Origin of the sequence: Xanthomonas hortorum pv. cynarae (assembly GCF_002939985.1) — a bacterium.
In the GTDB taxonomy this organism is placed as follows: Bacteria; Pseudomonadota; Gammaproteobacteria; order Xanthomonadales; family Xanthomonadaceae; genus Xanthomonas; species Xanthomonas hortorum_D.
Genome location: NZ_MDFM01000010.1, coordinates 1 through 21,683, shown reverse-complemented (window position 1 = coordinate 21,683; position 21,683 = coordinate 1). Strand labels below are relative to the sequence as shown.

Here is a 21,683-nt window from a genome sequence, read left to right as displayed (position 1 = left end):
CAACGCCAGATCAACAAAACGCAAATGTAATTTTAATGTCTGCGCGGGTAGCCTCATCTCACGCAAGTTGTGCAGTAGATCTCGAAGTGTAGGTGCTATGGATAGCGGGTCAGGTCAGACGGATGACGCAGAACAACCGCTCTTTCGCAAGCGAAAGGGGCCGGAGACAACTTCCACACTCGGCGACCTAAAAGATGCGTTTCCCTCGTCCATCCGGATCTGGATTGGCTGTGGCTGTGCGCTTTTCCTCTTGCTGGCCACTTTTGTTCTGACCGCGTCTTACTCCAAGCGGGAGCACGTGTCGGGCCAGATCATTTCGACGCATGGGCGAGTGGATATCCGCAGTGGAACGCCTGGCCTCATCCTGTCGACGACATTGAAGCCCAATGCCTTGGTCAAGAAGGGCCAAGTGCTTGCGGAGCTGTCAGCCGACATCACCGACGAAGCGGGTCGCTCTTTGTCCGATGAGACGATCAAGCGTGCGCTCACCCGATCAGAAGAGCTGACCAAGGAGCAATTGCAGACGCATGACTTTTCCGGCCAGCGCGAGCGGGAACTGACGCGTCAAGTCGAAGAAACGACCGGCGCGATGCAGGAAGTCGCTCGCAAGATCTCAATCTTGGAAAAGAAATACGCCAAGAACAAAGAACTCTTGAAGACCATTGAGCCGCTGCTTGCTGAGAAGTATGTGTCCAAATACACCTACCTCACCTACGAAAATGCTCTCTTGGATGCAGAGGCGCAGATCCAGGATGCCCGCGCGCAGCAGTCCACACTTCGTAATCAGCGTGCCGCATTGCTGGGTGAAATCACCGAGATAAAGACAACCGCCAGCAGACAAGCGAGTGAAATCGAGCGTGAGAAATCCACGATCGAAGATCAAGTGGCCAGAGCCAAGTCCGATCGTCTGCAAACCATCACCTCACCCTTGAGCGGCACCGTTGCAGCGATCTATGCATCCCAAGGTCAGCGCATTGGCACCGACTCGATCATTGCATCCATCACCCCAAGCGAGTCGGTGTTCGAAGCTGAAATTCTTATTCCTTCCAGGGCCATCGGACATGTGAATGTCGGCACCGAGGTGCTGCTCAACATCGCCGCATTCCCGAAAGCAAAATATGGCGCCATCCAGGGGCGCATCGCATCGCTGTCAACGCAAACCAGCCCCCTTGGCGAGTTGGAGCGCCGCTATGGTCGCCAGTCGCCTACTGAGCCGGTTTACACCGCCAAAGTGGCATTGCCTTCCCAGACCATCGGCGTCGCCCAAGAAGCGAAGTCCTTCCTGCCGGGGATGGAAGTGGACGCGGAACTGATCTTAGAGGGCCGAAAGATCTGGGAGTGGATGTTTGACCCCTTCCAAACCATAGGATCACGCTTGACGGGTGAAAAGCGATGAAGGACGTCTTGACGCCATCAGCCAATGGCGATTCCGAGACAGATCGCTCTGCGGAACCAAGCCTGGTGTTCTCCTCGAAGCGCCGTGTGCCCCATATCCGTCAGACGGAGTCGAGTGAGTGCGGCCTGGCCTGCATTGCGATGCTGCTCTCCTACTACGGCCATGAAACGAGCCTTGGGGAGCTTCGCAACCGCTTTACGGTGTCAACCAGTGGGGCAACGCTCGCCTCGCTGATTGAAATCGCTGACGCCAACGGACTCACGACGCGTCCGCTTCGCTTGGAGCTTTACGAACTGCCCAAGCTGTCGTTGCCTTGCATGGTCCACCTGCACCACGGGCACTTTGTCGTGCTGACAGCGGTGAGGGGAGGGCACGTGCACATCAGCGATCCCGCAACGGGCGTCAAAAAAATCAAGCTCGATGAGTTCGATGAGCTCTTTAGCGGGATTGCGTTGGAAGCGCATCCGGGCCCGGCCTTCAAGAAGATCAAGAGCGTGCCATCGGTATCGCTTCGCGATCTGGCAGGCTCGCTTCGGTCCCTGGTGCCCGCGTTCTGGGGTGTGGGCATCTTGGCGCTCTTCTTGGAAGGCTGTGCGCTGATTGCGCCGCAATATCTGAGACTGACCATGGATCAGGTGCTCAGCGTCAAGGACGATGGCCTAGTCACCACATTGGCGATCGGCTTTTCGATCGTGCTCCTGGTCCAGCTCGTCTTGACCGTTGCCAGGAAGTGGACCTTGCTGTGGATCTCTTCCACCACCGGCTTGCGGTGGAGCAGCAACTTGTTCCGTCACTTGGTGTCGCTACCCCAGTCGTATTTTGTGAAACGGCACACCGGGGATATTTCAAGCCGCTTCCAGTCGATCTACTCCATCCAACAGTCACTCACGACGAAGATGATGGAAGCGGTCATCGATGGGGTGATGTCTTTCCTCATGTTGTTGCTCTTGATGAGCTACGACGCGCCGCTTGCCTTCGCCTTGTTGGCTTTCACCATTGCCTATGTGGGTTCGCGCTACGCCTACTACGCCAAACTGAAAGAAGCCAACCTTGATCAGATCAACATTGATGCACGCCGGCAAAGCTTGCTCTACGAAACGGTCCGAAGCATCCAGCCCATCAAGCTGTTCAACAAGTCAGCGCTCTGGGCGTCGCGCTTCACGAACTACAGCGCGAAAGCCACCAATGCGACCATCGGGGCCGAGCGTATCCGCATTGGGTTCGACTCTGTCCAGCTTCTCATTCAGGGCCTGTGCCGCATTTTCGTAATCTGGGAAGGCACCCGGCTGGTGCTCAGTGGGGATATGACGGTCGGGGTGTTGACGGTCTTTTTGATCTACGCGACCCAGTTCAGCCAACGCAGCATCAATCTGGCCGACTACTTGATGCAGCTCCGGCTGCTTCGCTTGCACACCGAGCGCATTTCAGACATCACGCACAGCGAGCCTGAGTCGTTTCTGCATGGCAACGGCGCACTGGAAGACGCTGCGCCCGCCATTGCCATTGCCAACGGCTATTTCCGCTACTCGTCTACGGACAAGTGGATCATGAGCGCCTTGCAGCTCAGGGCCCCGGCAGGCCAAGTGATTGCAATTGTCGGGAACTCAGGCGTGGGTAAGACCACACTCATCCGTGTTCTGGCGGGGCTTGAAGATCTTCAAGTTGGGGACTTCTTAGTCAATGGAGAGGATCTGCGGAAAGTCGGTAAGTCGAGCTACCGGAGCAAGGTCAGCATCGTCATGCAGGGAGACAATCTGTTGTCGGGAACGCTGTCGGAAAACATCTCCATGTTCGATGAGCACATTGATCAAGAACGCCTCGTGCAGGCTGCGAAATTGGCATGCATCCACGACGATATTCAGCGCATGCCAATGGGCTTCAACACCAGAGTCGGCGACTTGGGAAATACGCTGTCAGGCGGTCAAAAACAACGGATCTTCTTGGCCAGAGCCTTTTACAGGCGCACCAAGTTGTTGTTGATGGATGAGCCAACGACTGGGGTTGATGAGCAGATGGGCATACAGCTGATGAAGAACATCAGGAGCATTGGCGCGACCACAGTCATCGTGACGCACGACAAGAACATCTCTCGGATGTGCGATATGCACTATCTCTTTGTGGGCGGGATCCTAAGGCCTTTGATCAAAGAGCAGCCTAGCAAATTTGAACAGGACGAGGCCGGGGAAACGGCTGAGAAGTCCAGTCAACAATGAGGAGTTACAACGCTTATCAAAATAAGTTCAAAGGAAAAAGAGATATGGAACATTCAATAGAAAAAACGATCAGGAAAAAAATCTACTCACAGGATGGAGCGCTGTAATGAGAGAATTGACAAACGAAGAGCTGTTCCTAGTGGCAGGTGCAGCGGCCGCTGCGGACGTCGATCCAAGCGAGCCTCCCACTGAGATTCCACCAATTGTGGTTAACCCGCCTACGAGTCCACCTCCGAGTCCGCCTCCGACTATTCCTCCTTCACCGCCAGTTGAGCAGCCGGGGCCGATCACGCCTCCCGGCACTGGCGGCGGCGGACTTCCGAATCCCACAGACAAAAATACGACGACGGATCTAGGCGCAGAGGTCGACGTCATAGTTAACAAGTCAGCAACCCTGGAAGGGTTGGTTCAGTTAGCGCAAGCGAAGGGCTTTCAAATAGAGACCTCTGACACGTATTCTCGTACAGAGTATGCTGCCACTGGCGGAGGGACGGTTTATATTAAAACCTATGCTAGTCCGAGCGATACCGCAGCACAATTGACGCATGAGCTGGGACATACGCTTTTTGATGGGGAGTGGAATACGGTCGCAGATCGAGCGTCAGCAATCAATATGGGCTTGGCTACTGAAGGCGAAGCAACAATCTATTCCATTGCTGTTCAAAGAGAGCTTACTGCGCAGGGTGTAAGTTTCAATATCCCAGCAGCTCCTGCCAATGTGGCGTCTTATAATGCAACATATGACGCGTATCAGGCTGGTCAAATAAACTGGGATGCTGCCTCAGCGCAAATCGGCGAGTCTTTCAGGAATGGTGAGCGAATTGATGTAAACGGGACGCCCGCCAATGCCGCTGATGACATTACTTATGAGCAATATTATGGGAGTTACTGGGATAGTAAGCATCCCCCAGCGGGCTGATGGCATTTGTAAAGATCTTTAATTCCCGAGGGAAATTGGTATGTCTATAAAAATTAAGCTGGCGTTCTTTGTGGTTCTATTTTTGGTGGTGAGTGCGGGCGCGCACGCTGAGAACAAAGATTCCGAACTAGTTTTGGATGAAGTGATTGGTAAAATCTTTGACCCTAATAAGCCAGTAAATTATGAGACCTTTCGCGAAATTGGACTTGGTGATTTCCATCAGGTGAGTTCAAGTCGATCTTTGAATATTGCTTTTCGCTCAAATGCGTTCAAGACGCGGGATCAGTATGCGATCTCCTTTGTTGAGTTCAGGGTCCCGCCTGAACTTGATAAAGGAGTAAGTTTTATGTATATGGAGCTCGCTCCCGGTCGCTGTTACGAGGTATCTAAGATCAAGCAAAAATTTGCGCTTACTCCGTATGTCCTGCCACCCAATCCCCATGCGCCATTGGCCGACGCCAGCAAGGATGTTTTCTATAAAACCAATCTTGGTGAAACGTCGGTGTATGTAAAGGCGAGTTCGAAGGGCGAGTGCTTGCTGGGGCTCACGAGAAGTCGAAACTGATGAGGTTTGCCGGCGCTAGCCAATTAGGCGTCTAATTGGCTAGCGCTAAGGTGGATAGACATTAGGATCGGCTTGAAATAAATGAGCTCAAGCATTACATGTCCGTAAGTAGCGGAGACAGTCATTGCAAAGCAGTAGCGTGATGGCACTTACGGTTCGGGTCGCTCCTTCAAGTTGTTCCGAATGATGAGCGAGTAGACGAGTAGGGCAGGCACGCACGTCAGACAGATGCCAATGAAGAAAGTGCCATAGCCCTGGCTTTCTCCATAGAGCGTGGTGAGATAAGCCACTGCAAGGCCTGAAAAGCCGGCAAGCACCCTACCGAAGATGGAGTAGAAGCTGGTTAGCCAAGCGTAGTGCTCACCTGCTCGTCCAAGCGTGACCAGCTTTGACATGTAAGCAACCAGGGCTATGCCGGTATAGCTACTGGCAAGGTTTTGAAGAATAACGCTAGCCCAAAGCAGTTCAGCCGACCGCTCGTTGGACGAAAGCGATGCAAGAACGAGGAGGGCAAGGACTTGGAGAGCTGCGCCAACAAGGATGGTCGTGCTCAAGGACATGCGCTTCAAGCTAGTGCCTGCAGCCAAAATTCCGAGGAAGGCTGCTGGGATACCAAGCCAGATATGCAGGGATCCGACCACGCTCTTTCCAATGCCAAGGGCATAGAAGAAGGGATTGATCATGGGACCCAGAAGAATGTCCGGTAGGCGATAGCAGCCGATGAAGACGACTACCGCGATCCATCCTTGGAGCGTGGAGGGTCGAAGGGATATCAGCGGAGACCCCTGCTTCTTCGCACTCGCGCGATCTGGGGTGAGAACCCTATCGGGATGAGATCGCAGAAAGAGCGTTCCGCAGATGGGCACCAACATCAGGGGCAGCAGAAGTGCATAAGCAACTTGCCAGGACAGCCGCGCTGCGAGCAAGAACACCAGTCCGTCGCTCAGCAGCAGAGCAACGCGGTAGCCAAATTGATAGGCGGTGAGGAGCTTGGCTGGCTGCTGGTGCACTGCCTCTTGTTCGATCCGAAACGCATCGACTGAGGCATCCAGGGTCGCACCGCCAAACGCGGCTGCGATGCAGCTCAGTGCAATCAGCGGAAGGCTCCCGGAGACGACGCTCAGGACAAGGCCCAGGATAGAGAGGGCGACCATGATCGAAGACAAGACAATCCAGCCTTGACGGTGCGACATGGTGCTTCCAACGACCGGCGCATGACGTTGGTCGAGATTGCGGGCCCATAGGAATTTGAGGGAGTAGGGAAGTGCGGTCCAAGCCAAGGCACCGATGACTGCGATCGAAAGCGACTTTTCGCTGAGCCAGTAGCCTAAGGTGCTGCCGATCAGCGGATAAGGCAAACCAGAACCGAAGCCCAGGAACAAAAATCCAGTCCAGGCCTTGGTCGGCCTTGATGTCACTTCCTGCATGGGCTGCAACTGCCTTGTCGCTTCGGTTCGTCCATTCGTATCAAGGAAGCAACGTGTCTTCCTCAGCCATCTTTGCGAAGTGTGTGAGTCTTGGTTCCCAGCATAGCGCCCGTCTTATCTCGCACCAAGCGATGCGCTTGCTTGAAGTGAGGGCGCAAGCGGTGCCGTAGTGCTTTAGCCAGGCGTCGGTGATGCCCTGGCATAGCCACGAAATCCAGGATCCAGAGTTGATCACCTTCGTTCCAGTCACTAATCGGCAAGAACGGGGGATCTTGCAGAACCAAATGATTAGCGGTTTCAGGCGTCAGATAAGCCCATAAGGCGTAGCCGGTCCAGACTCCATCTTCGTCTTCGATCGTGACGAGCTGGCCTAGGCGAATCGCAGGCCATAGCCACACATAAGCTGCTGCGATACTGAACCTCTTGCGGTCAGTCTTGAACAGAAGTTGCATTGCCAGGCCAAGCGCCTGCGCATCAGCGGCATTAGGTTGCATGGGCGGTGGTTGAGCTCAATGTCTGCGCCGCAACTGCAGCGTCCGGGAAGGTGAGCAGTGCGGCAGGAATTGATGCACGCCCGTTCAAGCTTAGACCCACCAGGTAGCTGGTGGGGTCGCAATCGACAAGCACGACGGTTCTATGGCCAGAATTCATGATGCCTGGCGTCTCATCTGCAACTTGGGCACCGAAGAACAGTGTTCCCCCATGCACGCGTGGCCCCTCCAGCTGGACTGTATAGGCCGTGCGGTGCGTGTCAAAGAAATACAAAGCGGTGGACACGTGATCGCTTGCGTAGCCCAGGACAAGCCAGTGCGACGGTAAGCCTTTCCAGACACGGCGCGAGACCGCTACCTCGGTTGCGATAAAGGCCGAGACCCGCTCGGGTGCCGACGACCGATCGGCCAATATCGACGGCACCAGCTTGATCGCCCGGCGCTTGGAGACGCGATAGGAAAGGCGCGGTCGTGGTCTCAGCCAGCGGTTGGCCGCACAAAGATGGACAGCTGCGTTCGGAAGTGCGCGCAGGAGCGAGTTGATCTCCTTGCCTGTCTGAGAGCCCTGGGTTGCTTTGCCTTTGATGTGGTCAGAGAGCCAATCGTGGCGTTCGCTGTGCTTTGTGGGCTGATCGAACGCATAGTCAATGCGCTGTTGCTCGCGGTAGTAGCGCGCAATGAGCGCTTTGAAATGCAACGCCTCTGGGCTTGACTGAGGCAAGTCACACGCTTCTGCACAGTGATGGAGAAACGCAGCGTCCATGTGATGCTCGATCTGGATGAGCAGCTGATCGATGTTGGCGATTGCCTTGTCGAAGCGGGAATACTTCTTGAAGAAATAGGCAAGCGAGGGAAGCGAGTGGCGAACATCACGCATCTCATCGCCGAAGAAGTGACGATGTCCATCGGTGCCACGCTTCCAGCTGGGAACTGCGCGGAAGCCGCCGAAATCCAGGAACTGCGCGTTCGATGTGATGTTGTCGCTTGTCGGGCGTCCGGTCCAGAGGCGATGCGCGCGACTTGCGGCAATCTGCTCGGCAAGGCGGAGGTAGAGCGCAGACAAGTCAACGCCTAGGTCATTGGGATTGCCGGCATCACGCTGCGTGTGTTCGTCCGCAAAGTGGATGGCATCTTTGACTCGCAGGCTATCTTGAAATTGATCGCTGTTTGCACTGCCTGATGTCCCGAAATATAGGCTGCGCTCGAAATGCGCCAAGCGCAGGAAAGCAGGCCTGATCAGAATGGCGCACCGCTCCGGCTCGTCGGCATCGGTGCGCGCCAGGGAGAAGCCGGCATCGATGATGGCAACAATGGGGACTGCCCCGTGGGGGAGCTCTGCGTTGAGGATTTCGCTGGCGACTGCCTCGCGAATGGCATCGTAAAGATAGAGACAGCCATGCGAGTGTGACCAATCATGGGCCTCGGACACCAATGGCGTTGGGCCGGTTCCTTTGGCGATGAGCATGCCATCGGAGCCACAGCGGCCACTCCCTCCGTGGATTGCCCCGCCGCTCCCACCATAGCGATCCGCGCCCAGTGTCTGTCCGCCGAAGGTGCCGGCAACGCAGTGAGCTTCGATAGAGGTCACGGCAAAGCGCTCAAGCAAGGACGCTGAGATGCGGGCCCGAGTTGGCGCGTCGTGGATGGCCATGCCTAAGTCGTGAAACCAGCGCTCATTGAGCCAGAGCAAAGAAGCATCCGGCAGCCTTCCCACTGAAAAGGGCACGAGCATCGAGGTGCTCACGCTGGCAAGGTTCAATAGGTTGGGATCGTTCTTGTCATCCATGTCCCAGTAGTCATTGGGCATTTCGCTTCCTTGTTTCCGCAGCTGTTGCGACTTAGCGTTCGATCGTCAGAGGTGATGCTACCAATCTGACGGCAATTCGTCCTGCTGCTTGGATTTTCTGAAAACCACGGAACATCACTTCTGCATGGACAGTCAGCGTAAAACGACACATGGCGTGAGGCGTAATCAGATTCGTACAGGTCTTATTCATTCTTTGGTATAACTAATATTTATATGTAAAAAGAGCCATGGTTGATCCAACTGTGGCAAAAAAAATTCAAAGAAAAATTAGAGAGCAAGAGCGCACTTATGGTTTTCTGCTTTGCAGAAACCGTGCGCCAGCGCTGCGCGTCGGTGCGGTGGCTTTCGCCACCTCGTTGCCTATGCTTCGCTAGGCAACACGGCCTCTTCAAAAGCTTGTGATCAAGGTCTCTCTGCTGTCGAGTTCGCTTAACTCTCGACAGGGAATGTTCTGTCGCTTCTTTGTGTGCTCCACAAACAAACAGGAGTTTCACAAATGGCGATTTATCACGCAACAATGAAGTCTTTCAGTCGAGGCAACGGCGACTCTTCGGTCGCAGCAGCTGCTTACCGCGCAGGGTTTGATCTGCTCGATACGAGCACAGGGCTTGGCCACAATTATTCCCACCGAGGCGGTGTCGATTTCCATCAGATGCTTGCGCCGAAAGGAGCGCCCGAGTGGTGCTTTGATGCGCAGTATTTTTGGAACGCGAACGAAGCGGCCGAGACGCGCAAGAACGCACGCGTTTGCCGAGAAGTCGAGGTGTCGCTTCCGCACCAACTCGATCCACAACAACGGAGAGCGCTCGCTTTGGCGCTTGGCCAATTGCTCGTCAATCGGTTCAAAGTCGCCGTATTGGTCGCTGTGCACACACCAAGCAAATATGGTGATCAGCGCAATCATCATGTGCATATGCTGATGTCAGCACGACAAGTCGGCCCAGGAGGACTGGGGGAGCGCGCTTGCGCTGAGTTTGATGCGCGGCAAGGGGGCGGCACACGAGCGCTGCGGCAAATCCGCAAAGACATCGCGATGGTCATCAATGCGCACTTGAAAAATGCGGGCTACCCGGCTCGAGTGGATCATCGCAGTCTCCGAGCACAAGCACACGAAGCCGCGCGCAATGGAGAGTTTGAACGCGCCCGCGAACTCACGCGCCGGCCTGGCAAGCACTTGGGCAAAGCCAAAGTGGCGGTGATGCGCAAAACGAAGTTCACAGCAGAAGTCAGAGGTAGGGGCGGTCAAGCTGCGGCCTTGGCGCTTTCAAAGCTTGTCGCTGAGCATATGAAAAAAAGCGGTGGTTTGGTGCATGAGGTGCCGCCGTCCCATAGCCATGCGACAGCACTTCGGGATCGGGCCAACGCACAGGCTTCTGGATTGGACGGGCGCACAGCGGTTGGGCAGATACGATTGTCAGGCGCAGAGCGGGTGCGGCAGATCAAAGAGCGCTTGGCGCGTGCGCCAGCGCCTCGCCCGGGTCTCTACACGCCTTACAGCGGTCAGACCCGACATCTTAGTCGCGTGACGCGTTTGGCTCGTTCCTCGGGCCGACAAGACGCTGAGGTGCTCAATGCGGAGGCGCAACTGATTGAAGATTGGCTCGAAGCCCAGCGAGAGGTGGCTCAGCAGTCTCTCGAAGTCTTGCGGCAGATCCCGGGTATCCAGATTGAACCCGAGTTCCAGCGGGCGCACTCCACACTCGTTTGCCGGCGAGCGGATAGCTACGCCACCAAGCCATTTTTCTTTGAAGACACCGAGATGCTTGCTCGCTCAATCAGCAAGTATGCCCATGCGCTGGTGCGACCCTACAAGGCGCGTGTGGCCGTGCTAGATGCGCAAGCCAAGCTCTATGAGCAAGAATACGATCCCGATACGAAAGTGGTGGCCAGAGCACAGCGGCGCTTGGCGCGAACGAAGAGGCATGTCTCCCCGCGCATCCAAGCGATCCAGCAGGGGCGGATCAAGCGGGCTCGAAAAGCGATGGTGGAGGCGGCTGAGGCCTTGGAGAAGAACTTCTCTCCGCAGCCGATTGAGGTGCTGACGCCTGAGGCATCTGGAGAGGATGCACATCCACCGCAGGCCGAGGGTGAGGCAGGGCATTGGGAGTTGAAATTCCGTCCCCCGAAGCCAAGTCTATGATGGCTCAGATATTTCTGACCGTTGACCGCGCTGCAGACTGATGGTGCGCCTAGGGATTTGGCTGGAAGCTGGGGTTGTCGCAGAAGGTTCCCGCCAAATGATCGGAACAACGCCGCCCGCCATTGGCACTCGGCGCCGAGATTGAGGCTTTAACGCCAGCGACAAAGGAGCCCCGCATGCGGGGCTCTTTTTCGTGTGCAAGACTCAGTAATTCGCTAGTCTTTAAGGCTTGTTTAAGGCGATTAACATACTAACCGTAGCGCCTGACGAACTCGTGGATGCGCAAGGAAATTCCACCGTGCTTGATCCAACCTGTGTAGGTCTTCTCCGCACGCTCTACAAGTGGCCTCCATTCGGAGATGGTGCCGATCGTGTAGCCAGGGATTTTTTCTGGAAAGACCAGTTGGATCTTGCCTGGTTGCTTTTCTTCAGGCGTTCTAAACGTCGGCGGATCGTCTAGTTCAATTTTCTCGTTCTCATACTTTGTCAAACTAATGAGCGTTGCTGCTCGCGGTATGTCAGGCCAGTTCTCGTAGGCATAGATCGCAGGGGTTGAATTGAAAGCGCGAGCCTCCTCAAGCAGTTTTCGCCCTTCCAATCCTAGGTTGCGCGTCGCAACGACGACCCAAATTCGCGCATCTTTCCACGCATCGGGATCTTGCTTGACCGCTTGCAAAATGGAGAGGCCGCCAGAGTTACTTGGAAGAAGCTTTGAATTGCGTTCGTTGATCAAGCGCTGGGCGTCATCTAGCATCGTTTTGGTGATGCGCTTTCCCCTGATCCAAGCCGCATCGAACCAGCTTTTCGCTTCGTGGAGGGGGCTTTCTTCTGCCACCTTGACGCCTAACTCTGTCCAATGGACAGACTCTCTTCCTACGATGCCTAATCCTCCTGCAGAAGCATTGGCGCTTCCGACGATCATTTCGTTCTCGCCGATGTAGGCTTTGGCATGCAGTCGATCCAAAGCTTTTACTTCGACGTTAGGAAGCCTCATCAGCTGCCTGACTTCATCGGGTGATGAGCAACCTTGGCTCAGTTCAAGCAGAATGCGGGATCGGTGCGCGCGATCATGGAGCCCTAACGCCTTCGAAGCGCCCTTTCCCCAAAATGCAACAGCTAAGTCGAGCTTCCCTCCGTGCTCGCGAACCCATGTCACAAGTTCCTGCTGATCCTTGATGAGCTTTGTCATCCGCTCCTCCTTGATGATGTCGTTTTGAGAAATACACCTGTCGTTAAAGCATGCTCTTGAGCTTGGCTACATGTGCTTATTGCGTGCACGCCATGGGGCACTGACTAGCCAGAACACCAACGCAAGACAATCAGAACAAAGACAATGAGCGCGATCCAAGCTCCTGCGCCCATGCGTTTGGGTGAGCTAGTTCTGCGAGGTCCCGGTGATACCTGATGAGAGCTGGGGCGGGGCGCGGACCCAGTTGGCCTTGGAACAGCCTGAGGCGTCTGTCGCTGCATCCTTTGAAGGACTTGAGCGTTAGGAGTGCTTGGCGGGGGAAGTGGCTTCGGAGCTTGTTGGCTCGTGCTTCGAGGAACTGTATTTCCCGCTCCACCCATACCCTTGAGGATGTTTTCATTTCGACCAGCGGTAACAACAGGTGCTTTCCCGCCGCGCAATCGGAAGCGTGCTTCTACCTCTGTAAGTTGCTTGATCTGACCTGGATTTTCGATGCTAATGCCGATGCTGACATACGATATCTTCCCGGCTTGACCGTGATAGGGCGGCTCTACCAGTCCGGTCACGCTGACCCAACGGCCATTCCAGCTGCTGTTGGGCTCCGAGGGGAACTGCCGCAATGCCTCAGACCAAATTGAAAGTTTTACGGACTTGCCTGTCCAATCGCCAAAATTGATGAAGATGAAAGGCTTTTTGTTCCTGCCGTATCGTTTTTGAGTGACATCAACGATCCTGCCAATCAACTCCACGCGGCTGCCGACCTGAGCTTCGACTTGGGCAAAGTTCGCCGCATCACAGACCGTATAAGGGCTTTGGTAGGCAATGTCTTTGGGCTTACCCTGTGGGTTGAACACAATTGTGTTCGGTCCCAGTCCGCGCTGAACACGGAAGTCGGCAAGTGTCGGAACTTGATCAAAAGGCCCATCCGCGAGCTGTGCAAGCGACTGCGCCGGGACCGTTAGCCCCGGAAGGCCTAGAACCTGATTGAAGATGACGGAGGTGCCGGGGTCAAGGAAGTCGTTCCGCCGAAAAACGATAGCGCTGGGTTCGGAGTTCGAGGCTTTCCAAAGTCCCGGAGATACGGCCAGGGCCTGTAAAGCGACATCAAGTGTGATGAAAGAAAAGCGATCAAGCTGCTCGTTGAAATTGGACGCCGTGCGCTTAGGGTGCTGGAAGTTAGCTTGGCCAAGTTCAGTTGCACCACTCCCACGTAGTGCTTCGACAAACATGCCGTCATAGTCAATGAGCTGGACGGAACTACCGTCTGCGTTGACCATCAGGTTTTCAGGCTGAATGTCGCCATGAGCAATCTGCTGTGCTTCCAAATACGCGGAAAGAGCTGCAAGCGCCTGGCGAAGCCTGGTTAGCGCAGCAGCATTTCCGTGGTTGCGTTCCAAGAACTCGGCAAGCGTGGTGCCCTGAGCCCACTCCATCTTGACGATAGGGTAGAGGTTCCTATCGATCAGGATCCCGTTAGGGATGAAATCGAACGGCAGGAAGTAGGGACTCGCAAGTTGCTTGAGTCGGAGCGCAATGGCCTGATAGCGCCGTTCCAGATCGTTGGATTTTTTGTGAAAACAACGCAGCGCAAAACGCTTTCCGCCCGTATCAACCGTATAGGTCAGTGCAAAGCCGCCACACAAAGCCAATGGCAACCCCAGTCCGGTGGTCCGCAACTGCCCGGCTCTAAGCTGTGGATCTTGAATCGCACGCGCAGGCGCTTGTAGTGCTTCGTTGTATTTCTCAAGCGATGGATAGTTCATAGATGTCCGGCGCCAGTCAACGCGGCGATGATGAGGGTGGTGTCATCCCGCCTCATGCTCCCTTTGGTTCGCTCTTCTTCGACAAGGCTGACAAGCTCTTCCAACTCCCTGACAGCATGAAGTCGTTCAAGGGCAGTGGGATCACTGCGCTCCTGGTGTTCGAGCAGCCACGCGGCTAGCGCGTCTGTCATGCACAAGAGAAGCCGATATCCAGAGGTTTCGTAGGGCCAAGCCACCTCAGTCCGGACCCCATTGCCATTTTCAAATAAGAGCGCATTGAGATCAGGCTTGGTGCTGATCAATGTTGGATGAAGGGAGAACTGCTCCGAGCTTTCATAGGGCGCGCACGCGAGCATCTGCTCACCATCGGTGAGTGCGGCAAACGAATCGCCAATCGCCGTGACCCTGATCTGTAGCTGTTCGGCCTCGTCTTGTGCAACAAGCAGGGTGCCGAAGCTGCCGCGCTCATAGGCAGCAGCCTTCGACCAAGACAGATTTGGCGCGTCATGGAGCGCTTCGTATTGCCGCGTGGATGTGGCTATCGCATCAGACAGATTGGCAGGGTGCTCCAAGAATTGGTCCACAAGAAGCGCGGCCCAGTTCTTGGCGTCGAACGATTCGGATGCACCGTCAGACAGCACGATGCGTCCGGACGCCGCTGCCAAACGATAGGCGTCTTCATTGGCTTCCGGCGCGTCCAAATGTTTTGCAACAGAGCCGTCGAACAAGATCTGGATGGGCATGGTCAGCGCAGCTGGGCTGCTCGCGTTCCAATGTCGAAGAAATCCACGATCTCCGCAGTCTCTGCGTTGAACATGAAGCCGCGTGACTCCATGGTCGCTTTAATTCCCTTTTCCTGAGCAGCTTGTTGCAAGTGCGGGGGCAGGGGGCTCGACATCCGGAAAAGGAGTTTGGCGTAGTTGTCAGACAGACCAGCGTCAGAGATCGGGAACGTCACCGGATCGCCACCGCTAGCGCTTACATGCAGGTTGAACAGCAAAACATTACCGTCATTCGTAGCAATTTGCTGGAGTTGCTGGGCAAGACCCTCCGGGTCACCGTCAGTGGATTCGCCGTCAGTGACATGGAGAACGGTGGGCGGATAGCTGTCTGGATGCGCATCGCACCAGGCCACAAGTTCAGCGGCTGCGCTAGTGATGGCATTACACATCGGGGTGCCGCCAGAGGCGCGTGCTTCAAACCAGACCGGGAACTTGATGGACTGGCTGACCAAGCCACCTGCGCCATCGTCGACTCGCTTGACTCGGTCTTCAACGCGCAAAGGACTGGCTTCGATTTGAGAAATCGGGTGGAGCACGGTATGAGAGAGCGCGCCCGCCAGACCATTCTGCGCGTCCGAGTTCGAGTAGCCGAGCACACCGACTTCGAAATAGTTGCGCGTTCCTTCCGATTTGGTGCAACGCGTGATCAGTGTTGCAAGGGTCCGGTTGAGCACGTCAGCGACGAACTGCGCCTTGGACTTCCCATTCGTCATTACTTCCTGCATGGAGCCGGATTGGTCAACCAAAAACAAGAATGCGGTTGGGCTAGTGCGACTAATCTCTGCGGTATAGCTCATCAGAACTCCTAAAAAGCGAGCTAGAAGACTTCCAGCTCTTGCGAGATATCATAGCGCCAGGCCCCCAGAGCGTTCAGGCTTGACCTGTGACCGTTAGCCCATATTTTTCTTCACCTTCGATGTGTTCCATCTTCTGGTTCCGGGCCTGATCGGTGGAGGAAATACAGTCTGGAAGCCTGCCCGTCTCTGTTTTGGGTAGGGCAAAGGCCTGCTAGCTAAGTGTCACGGAAGACAAAAGCCTTGGCTGTGCTTGAGCTCGGTTATGTGCTTCTGACAGGGGTGAAGGAAGGGCGCTAGGGCGACAGATCATGTTTTGATGGCCAACGGTCAAGACGCTTCTATGTCTCCCGCACGGTCTTGTTACTTAAATGACACGAAGTCGTGGTCAATCGCCTATGGCGCACCGAGTGGCGATATCGGCAGCGAGGAGGAAATCTAAAGCTTGGAAGTAGCTGTGTGCCCTTCCTCCAGAATGGCCTTGTAGGCCTTGGTAGAGTGTAATAACTTTCTTCCCACAGCCATCTTGTTGAGGTACGGAATAAGCCGTGCCTCACGCTGGAGTGCGAATGGGATGGACCTTTAGGCTCCTACTACCGCCACTCTGCGGGTGACAAATAAAAGGGGACTTTTTTTCATGTCGTCAAAAAGTATCGCTACGTCTGGTCAGGGACTATTGCCGCTGAATCTCCCAGACCTCTCCGCGCCGGCCGAGAGCGAGGTGAGCGTGCGCCATAAGCTGCCAGTTGACGCCACTCGGCTTTCAGAAGCGCTGAAATATCAAGTGCACGTGGCGATAGACTATTGTCATACATTGCAACCCGATGATGTTCTCTGGATTGAAGTGTTTGGCGACGTAACGGTCGAGGGGCGAGAACAGGTCGAGGTCAAGGACTACAGCGGTGATCTTACTGACAATCACGAGAACCTCTGGAAGACGCTCAAAAACTGGTTGAACGACGGCTTTCCACACCAAGACTATGCTTCTTTGGTGCTGCTTACGACCCAGGGGTTTGGTGCTCGCGCGTCGATCCAGAATTGGGAGGATCTAGACTTAGATCAGCGTCTGGCAGCCCTGGAGAAGATCCATCAAGATGCCGAGAAAAAGTATGCGGACCGTTCTGCGTCCCGAAACGGCGATAGCGCAGATGTATCGGAGTCCAAAGCCAAAGAAAGAAAGGGCAAGCAAGAGCACATACCAGAAGTCTTGAAATTCCAGAGGCTTGTTATGGCCCCAGGCATGAGGGAAGCATTGAAGCAAGTATTGGCCAAAGTGAAGTTGATTACCGACCAGCCTGATCTCCTTGGGTTGATTGATCAATATAAAAGGAGGTATCTGAGGGCTGTGCTATCGCACCGACAAGACGAGTTCCTGGATGATCTTTTCGGGTTCATGACCAATGCAATGAAGATAACCCAAGGTTGGAGCTTCACCAGTGCGCAGTTCAGTTCGAAGATCGCAGAGCTGACCAAACGATACATGGTTGGCAACATTAGGTTTCCGCGTATTGACGCCAGCAAGGTGGGACTAGAAGCACAGAAAATCGGTTTGCGCGAACGGCTATATGTGAGGAAGTTAGAAGAGATTGGCGCTGATAACAGCATAATTGGACAGGCGACGGTTGATCGTCTCTCCGCAGAGAAATACATCGTCGAACTGTATAAGGACGGTGCTATCTCGTCTGAGGATGTTGAAGAATACAGTAGCAATCACCTTAGATTGCATTGCTCTTCTCGCCTCGCCATGATCGGCCGCATTGGCCCTGTCCTTAACCACTCTGAGCGGCAGACGGATTCCCGCACGTTCTATCACAAGACATGCGCTCAGCCGGTGGTTGGATTTGGTAGCTATGATTTCACGCCCGTTGCTTTTCGGAACGGTATTTACCACATGTTAGCCGATCGGGACGCCGTGGGTTCGCTTGCTGATTTCCAGTGGAGGCTTTGGGAATGACACCTAGCCCAGTCGAGCATGTCAAGACGCTTCAACCGAAGGGTTTGGGAATGCCTAGCTCACTCGACCATCTTTATACGCTTCAACGGTCACCGTTTGCGTTGGCACCCGCCATTCATGAATTCTACGACGGCGCTGCTCCTCGCGAGCGAGGCTTGCTGCTCAGCTATTTGGTTCTGCCAATGGTTTTGTATCCGACAACGCAAAAATACCTCATTGCTGCAAACGGAAGATGTAGTCTTCGCACTCTTTGTAATAATCAGTCCAGGCTTGTCGGTCTTGTTCATAACACTGCCCGGTTTAAGGCGCTGACTCATGCTTCGCTGCTCGTTCTAAAAGCTGAGCGGAGCATCGAGATAACTGAGAATTTAGCAGTGAAGTCCGTTCGTGAAGTTCGCAGAGTCAATGCGGTCGAGAAGCACCTGACTGCGGCTAGGCGACTTTCCTTAATTTTTGCGGAAGCGGATGTTGTCTCAATTTACAGGATGTTGGGGTTCAAATCACTATGAAATGCTTTATCCGCTATATCGGCGTTGTTGACACGGACGGCGATCTTCATCAAGTCAAATTCGAGCCGGGTCTTAACATTATCACCGGAAAGTCTTCTACCGGTAAGAGTGCAATTCTCGAAATATTTGATTATTGCCTTGGCAGTAGTGAGGACACAATTCCAGTTGGAATCATCACGGAACGCGCAGAAGTGTTTTTCGTGGTGTGGCAGTTTCCTGGTTATTTTTTGGTGGCTGCGCGCAATAAGAAGTCGGATCATAGCTTCTTGCTTGAGCAGCAAGGCACTGATCCAGATGCGCTGATGGAGTTAATTGAACAGCATGCAGCGTTCTTCGCTTCAAAGCACTTCATGCCATTGGATGAGTTCAAGAAGAACCTTGGTCGCTATTTCTCAATCACGTTAGCGAATATTGACGAAGATCCCTATCTCAAGCTTGCCGGAAGAAAAAAATCTGCTACCCCTTCCGTGCGAAGCTTCTCTTCATTCATGCTGCAACATCAAAACCTCATTGCCAACAAGCATGCGATTTTTTATAGATTCGACGAGAAAGAAAAGCGCGATCACGCAATTAATCACTTCAAGATATTTATGGGTCTTGTGGATGAGGCTTACTTTGATATTTTCAAAGAGCACGAAGTTGCAAAGTATGAGCTGAGAAAAATCCAAGCCCAGATGCCTAAACAAGTGCAGCGTAGGGAGAATTCAATTGGCAGATACAGAGATCTCTTGGCTCAGTTTAGAGCGCTTGCCGGAGTGGATCTGATTGAGGCCACCGCAGAGGAGATCTATTCGCGTCCCTCCCAGTTATTGACCCAGATATATGGGCGACAGGTCAGAATTGATGTGCTGTCCAATGAGAATGAGGTTAGAAGAGAAGCACTGAGTCGCAGGCGAGCTGAAGCGCTCTTTGAGAAGCGCCAGTTGCAAATTCAGCTGAGGCTTGTGTCAGAGGCTGTTGGTTCCGCTACGCAGTTTAGCGTGGACATGAAGGCAGACAGATTGCCTGATTCGACCGAGCTCTTTGAAGCCCTTTGCCCAATCTGCGAGTCTCATACGGCGACGCCGGCTGTTGAGGCCAATAAGCTCGTAGAAGCAATAAATTGGCTGAATGGTGAGCTTAGGCTTTCGATGTATGCGCGTGAAAGCTTTGCAGCAGAGGCGCGAAAAGTTCAGGGGGAAATTAGTAAAATAGATGATCGGCTGCGCTCGATCGCTGCTGAAATGAAGCCGATTGACGAAGAAGCTACAAGGCTCAATTCGTCGAGATCAATTGACGAGCAGGCCACTAAATCTAAATTGTTGCTTGAGATTGCAATTGAAGATCAGTTGAATAATCCGGAGTCCGAGCTTTCCGCGCAGGCGAAGCGCTGGGAAGAGGAAATCAATCGCGTGAGTCACTTGTTGGCACAGTATGGGGTTGATAATAGTCTTGCTTTGTTGAGTAAGAGCATCGATGCCAAGTTGTGCGAGTTTGGCGATCTCTTCAGTTTTGAAGACACTTACAAGCCTTCGAAGCTGCGCTTCGATATGGAGACCTTTGAGCTTTGGTATCAGCAAGACGAAAAAAGCCGTGTCTATCTCCGTTCTATGGGAAGCGGAGCGAACTGGCTCTACTCACACTTGGCCCTTTTCTTGGCGCTGCATTACCACTTTGCGGCGGAGGCAAAGTGCAAGATCCCACCCATCCTTTTCTTAGATCAGCCCACTCAGGTCTACTTCCCGGCCGCCTTGGATGATGCTGAGCATTTCGACCCCGAGGATCTGGCGAAGCAGTCCAGGCGCGAGACTCGAGTTGACGAAGACATGAACGCCGTGAACAACATGTTTACCCAGCTCGCCAGGTTCTGTGATCAGACTGCAAGGGACACGGGGGTGATGCCGCAGATTATCGTATCTGACCACGCAGACAAGTTGACCTTGGGAGACGGCTATGACTTCAAGAGCTTTGTTCGCGCTACTTGGCGAACAAGGGGCTTCATTGCCGAAGGCACAGCACCAAAGTGACATCAGTAGTGCAGGGCAGGGGCCCTGTCTCTAAACGGGGGCGGCCCTTCTTGGGTGCCGCCCGCCCGTTAGACTAGCCCCCAATTCTGCCAACCATCAACAGTCACGTTGCCTGTTGTGCAGCGGCGGGCGTATTCTTTAGGGACACTCACCAGGACACGGCTCGGTTTGTTTTTGCAGGCAGATCAAAAGGTTAGGGTGTGGAACGTTTAGTCCCACTCTCTCCGCCAGTCACGTCTAAGTTATTGATTTTAATCACTAATTTTTTAGGCGAACTGATTGGAGGCAGGAAGCATGCAGAGGAAAAACTCGCATGCGCATCCCTCATCATTTGAGTCGGTCGTCCACCGGCCGCTGGTCGTTCGTCCAACGTGTGCCCATCGGTTTGCAAACCGTGATGGGCTGCCGGCTTATCAAACGCACCTTGCAAACGAAGGACTTGCCGCAGGCTCACGTGCGTGCGGTCGTGCTGGGGGCGGGCTATGCTCGGCTCTTCGCACAGTTGACGGATCAACGCGTGGACAAGCTGAGCAAGACGGACGCTGACCTCCTTATTGCGCGTCTGACGAGCGCCGAGAATCTTCAAGAGCTCACGTTGAATCGGACGCGTGCTCCTGACGGCAGCGTCACGGAGCAGTGGCAGATCGACAGCCCGAAGGATTTGAAGCTCTATCGGCAGCTCATGGAACTGGAAGCGATGGCCGGCGCTGCCTTGCAGGCTCGGGCCTTCCCGGTAGCCGTGCCGACGATGTTTGGCTCCTCATCGCATGCCAGCCCAATGAGGCAGGCCTCTGCGTCCTCCATCGAAACGATGACGCTGGGCAAAGCCCGTGACGCCTTTCTGGCGACACTCAAGGGCTCGACGCTGCCCAAGACCTACACGATCAAGAAGACCGCCATTGAGGCTCTGGTGAGCTTCCTCGGCGAGAAGGCCAAGGTCCATGCCATTACGCGCTCGGACCTGGCCCGCTGGTATCAGGACATGCGCGAGAAAGGGGCATCTACGCCCACGCTCACCAACAAGCAGAGCTATATCGGCGGGCGAGGAGGCTTTTTCGAATGGGCCATGGCGTCGGGCCATTACCCGCGAGGCGACAACCCTGCGTCCGGCCATGTGAGCTACTCACAGCGAGAAAAGCGCGCCCGTAAGAAGCTGGGCTTCAAGGCATACGATCGCGCCCAAATACAGGCGCTGTTTGCACCAGAGGCGCTGGCCAGACTATCCGAATCGGCGCGGTGGGCCTCGCTCATTGGGCTTTATACCGGTGCCCGGGCCTCTGAGGTCGGCCAGCTTCTCGTCAAGGACGTGTTCGAAGAGGACGGCATCCCATGCATCCGCATCTCCGACGAAGGCGAGCACCAGAAGGTGAAGACTGAGGTGAGCCTTCGCACGGTCCCCCTCCATCCAGAGCTAATCAAGATTGGTTTTCTCAAGTGGGTCGATGGCAAGCGTGGAGCTGGCGAAACCAGGTTGTTCCCTGCAGCTAAAGCAACGGCGGTAAACGGGCAGGGCAACTGGATCACTAAGGCCTTCAGTCGACACCTGGCCGAGGTTGGGAAAGGCTGGGCGCCGGCCAAGCGCGGTTTCCACTCGCTTCGTAAGACTTTCATTCAAGAGTTACAGGGAGCGGGGGTGGTGTCACTGTCAGCCTCCCGTAAAATTGATCCAGCCATAATCTAGAGGTCTCCGGCACACTAGCCACCAAGGAGACCACCATGCGCAAGAGC

Annotated in this window: 15 protein-coding genes and 1 pseudogene; 9 read left to right on the top strand and 7 right to left on the bottom strand. The window is 54.6% G+C overall.

Going from position 1 to position 21,683, the window contains the following annotated elements; genetic code table 11:
- Window positions 1-97: 97 nt before the first annotated feature.
- The 4 genes from XcyCFBP4188_RS08790 (at window position 98) to XcyCFBP4188_RS08775 (ending at window position 5,093) form a co-directional block, all read left to right on the top strand.
- Window positions 98-1,396, top strand: a complete 1,299-nt coding sequence (locus XcyCFBP4188_RS08790) for an HlyD family secretion protein (RefSeq protein WP_104591945.1) — start codon at window positions 98-100, stop codon at window positions 1,394-1,396.
- Complete coding sequence (locus tag XcyCFBP4188_RS08785; protein ID WP_104591944.1) at window positions 1,393-3,609, top strand: peptidase domain-containing ABC transporter; 2,217 nt, start codon at window positions 1,393-1,395, stop codon at window positions 3,607-3,609. The genes XcyCFBP4188_RS08790 and XcyCFBP4188_RS08785 overlap by 4 nt, the downstream gene beginning before the upstream one ends.
- Before the next feature lie 106 nt (window positions 3,610-3,715).
- Window positions 3,716-4,528, top strand: a complete 813-nt coding sequence (locus tag XcyCFBP4188_RS23360) for a hypothetical protein (RefSeq protein WP_006450247.1) — start codon at window positions 3,716-3,718, stop codon at window positions 4,526-4,528.
- Window positions 4,529-4,568: 40 nt separating this feature from the next.
- Window positions 4,569-5,093 carry a hypothetical protein gene (locus XcyCFBP4188_RS08775; protein ID WP_104591943.1) on the top strand — a complete coding sequence of 175 codons (525 nt, stop codon included), beginning with the start codon at window positions 4,569-4,571 and terminating at the stop codon, window positions 5,091-5,093.
- A 149-nt stretch (window positions 5,094-5,242) separates the two neighbouring features.
- On the opposite strand, the gene XcyCFBP4188_RS08770 is transcribed toward XcyCFBP4188_RS08775, so the two are convergent.
- From XcyCFBP4188_RS08770 to XcyCFBP4188_RS08760, 3 genes are all read right to left on the bottom strand, one after another.
- Entirely contained in the window at window positions 5,243-6,520 is a 1,278-nt protein-coding gene (locus XcyCFBP4188_RS08770) for an MFS transporter (RefSeq protein WP_104591942.1), read from the bottom strand.
- A gap of 62 nt (window positions 6,521-6,582) precedes the next feature.
- Window positions 6,583-7,014 (bottom strand): toxin-activating lysine-acyltransferase, encoded by a 432-nt coding sequence (locus XcyCFBP4188_RS08765; protein WP_104591941.1) that lies wholly within the window; start codon window positions 7,012-7,014, stop codon window positions 6,583-6,585.
- A complete protein-coding gene (locus XcyCFBP4188_RS08760; protein WP_104591940.1) occupies window positions 7,004-8,818 on the bottom strand; it encodes a protein adenylyltransferase SelO family protein in 1,815 nt (604 codons plus the stop codon). The genes XcyCFBP4188_RS08765 and XcyCFBP4188_RS08760 overlap by 11 nt, the downstream gene beginning before the upstream one ends.
- 496 nt (window positions 8,819-9,314) lie before the next feature.
- Here XcyCFBP4188_RS08760 and XcyCFBP4188_RS23765 point away from each other — a divergent pair, with 496 nt between their 5' ends.
- On the top strand, window positions 9,315-10,958 hold the full coding sequence (locus XcyCFBP4188_RS23765) for a MobA/MobL family protein (protein ID WP_104591939.1): 1,644 nt from the start codon (window positions 9,315-9,317) through the stop codon (window positions 10,956-10,958).
- A 250-nt stretch (window positions 10,959-11,208) separates the two neighbouring features.
- On the opposite strand, the gene XcyCFBP4188_RS08750 is transcribed toward XcyCFBP4188_RS23765, so the two are convergent.
- From XcyCFBP4188_RS08750 to XcyCFBP4188_RS08730, 4 genes are all read right to left on the bottom strand, one after another.
- On the bottom strand, window positions 11,209-12,147 hold the full coding sequence (locus tag XcyCFBP4188_RS08750) for a phospholipase D family protein (RefSeq protein WP_104591938.1): 939 nt from the start codon (window positions 12,145-12,147) through the stop codon (window positions 11,209-11,211).
- A 104-nt stretch (window positions 12,148-12,251) separates the two neighbouring features.
- The gene (locus XcyCFBP4188_RS22535; RefSeq protein WP_233397282.1) at window positions 12,252-13,910 is read right to left on the bottom strand and encodes a phosphotransferase; all 1,659 of its coding nucleotides are present in this window, start codon (window positions 13,908-13,910) and stop codon (window positions 12,252-12,254) included.
- The gene (locus tag XcyCFBP4188_RS08735) at window positions 13,907-14,653 is read right to left on the bottom strand and encodes a hypothetical protein (RefSeq protein WP_104591937.1); all 747 of its coding nucleotides are present in this window, start codon (window positions 14,651-14,653) and stop codon (window positions 13,907-13,909) included. The genes XcyCFBP4188_RS22535 and XcyCFBP4188_RS08735 overlap by 4 nt, the downstream gene beginning before the upstream one ends.
- Before the next feature lie 2 nt (window positions 14,654-14,655).
- Window positions 14,656-15,489, bottom strand: a complete 834-nt coding sequence (locus tag XcyCFBP4188_RS08730) for a vWA domain-containing protein (protein ID WP_104591936.1) — start codon at window positions 15,487-15,489, stop codon at window positions 14,656-14,658.
- Between the two features lie 634 nt (window positions 15,490-16,123).
- On the opposite strand from XcyCFBP4188_RS08730, the gene XcyCFBP4188_RS08725 reads away from it, so the two are divergent.
- The 4 genes and pseudogenes from XcyCFBP4188_RS08725 to XcyCFBP4188_RS08710 form a co-directional block, all read left to right on the top strand.
- Complete coding sequence (locus tag XcyCFBP4188_RS08725; RefSeq protein ID WP_218972677.1) at window positions 16,124-17,440, top strand: hypothetical protein; 1,317 nt, start codon at window positions 16,124-16,126, stop codon at window positions 17,438-17,440.
- Window positions 17,437-17,949: a three component ABC system middle component gene (locus XcyCFBP4188_RS08720; protein ID WP_218972676.1), complete on the top strand. Its 513-nt coding sequence runs from the start codon at window positions 17,437-17,439 to the stop codon at window positions 17,947-17,949. The genes XcyCFBP4188_RS08725 and XcyCFBP4188_RS08720 overlap by 4 nt, the downstream gene beginning before the upstream one ends.
- A complete protein-coding gene (locus tag XcyCFBP4188_RS08715; RefSeq protein ID WP_104591934.1) occupies window positions 17,946-19,955 on the top strand; it encodes a DUF3732 domain-containing protein in 2,010 nt (669 codons plus the stop codon). Before XcyCFBP4188_RS08720 ends, XcyCFBP4188_RS08715 begins: the two co-directional genes overlap by 4 nt.
- Before the next feature lie 313 nt (window positions 19,956-20,268).
- Window positions 20,269-21,597, top strand: a pseudogene (locus XcyCFBP4188_RS08710) (DUF6538 domain-containing protein); the annotation flags it as partial.
- Window positions 21,598-21,683 lie beyond the last annotated feature (86 nt).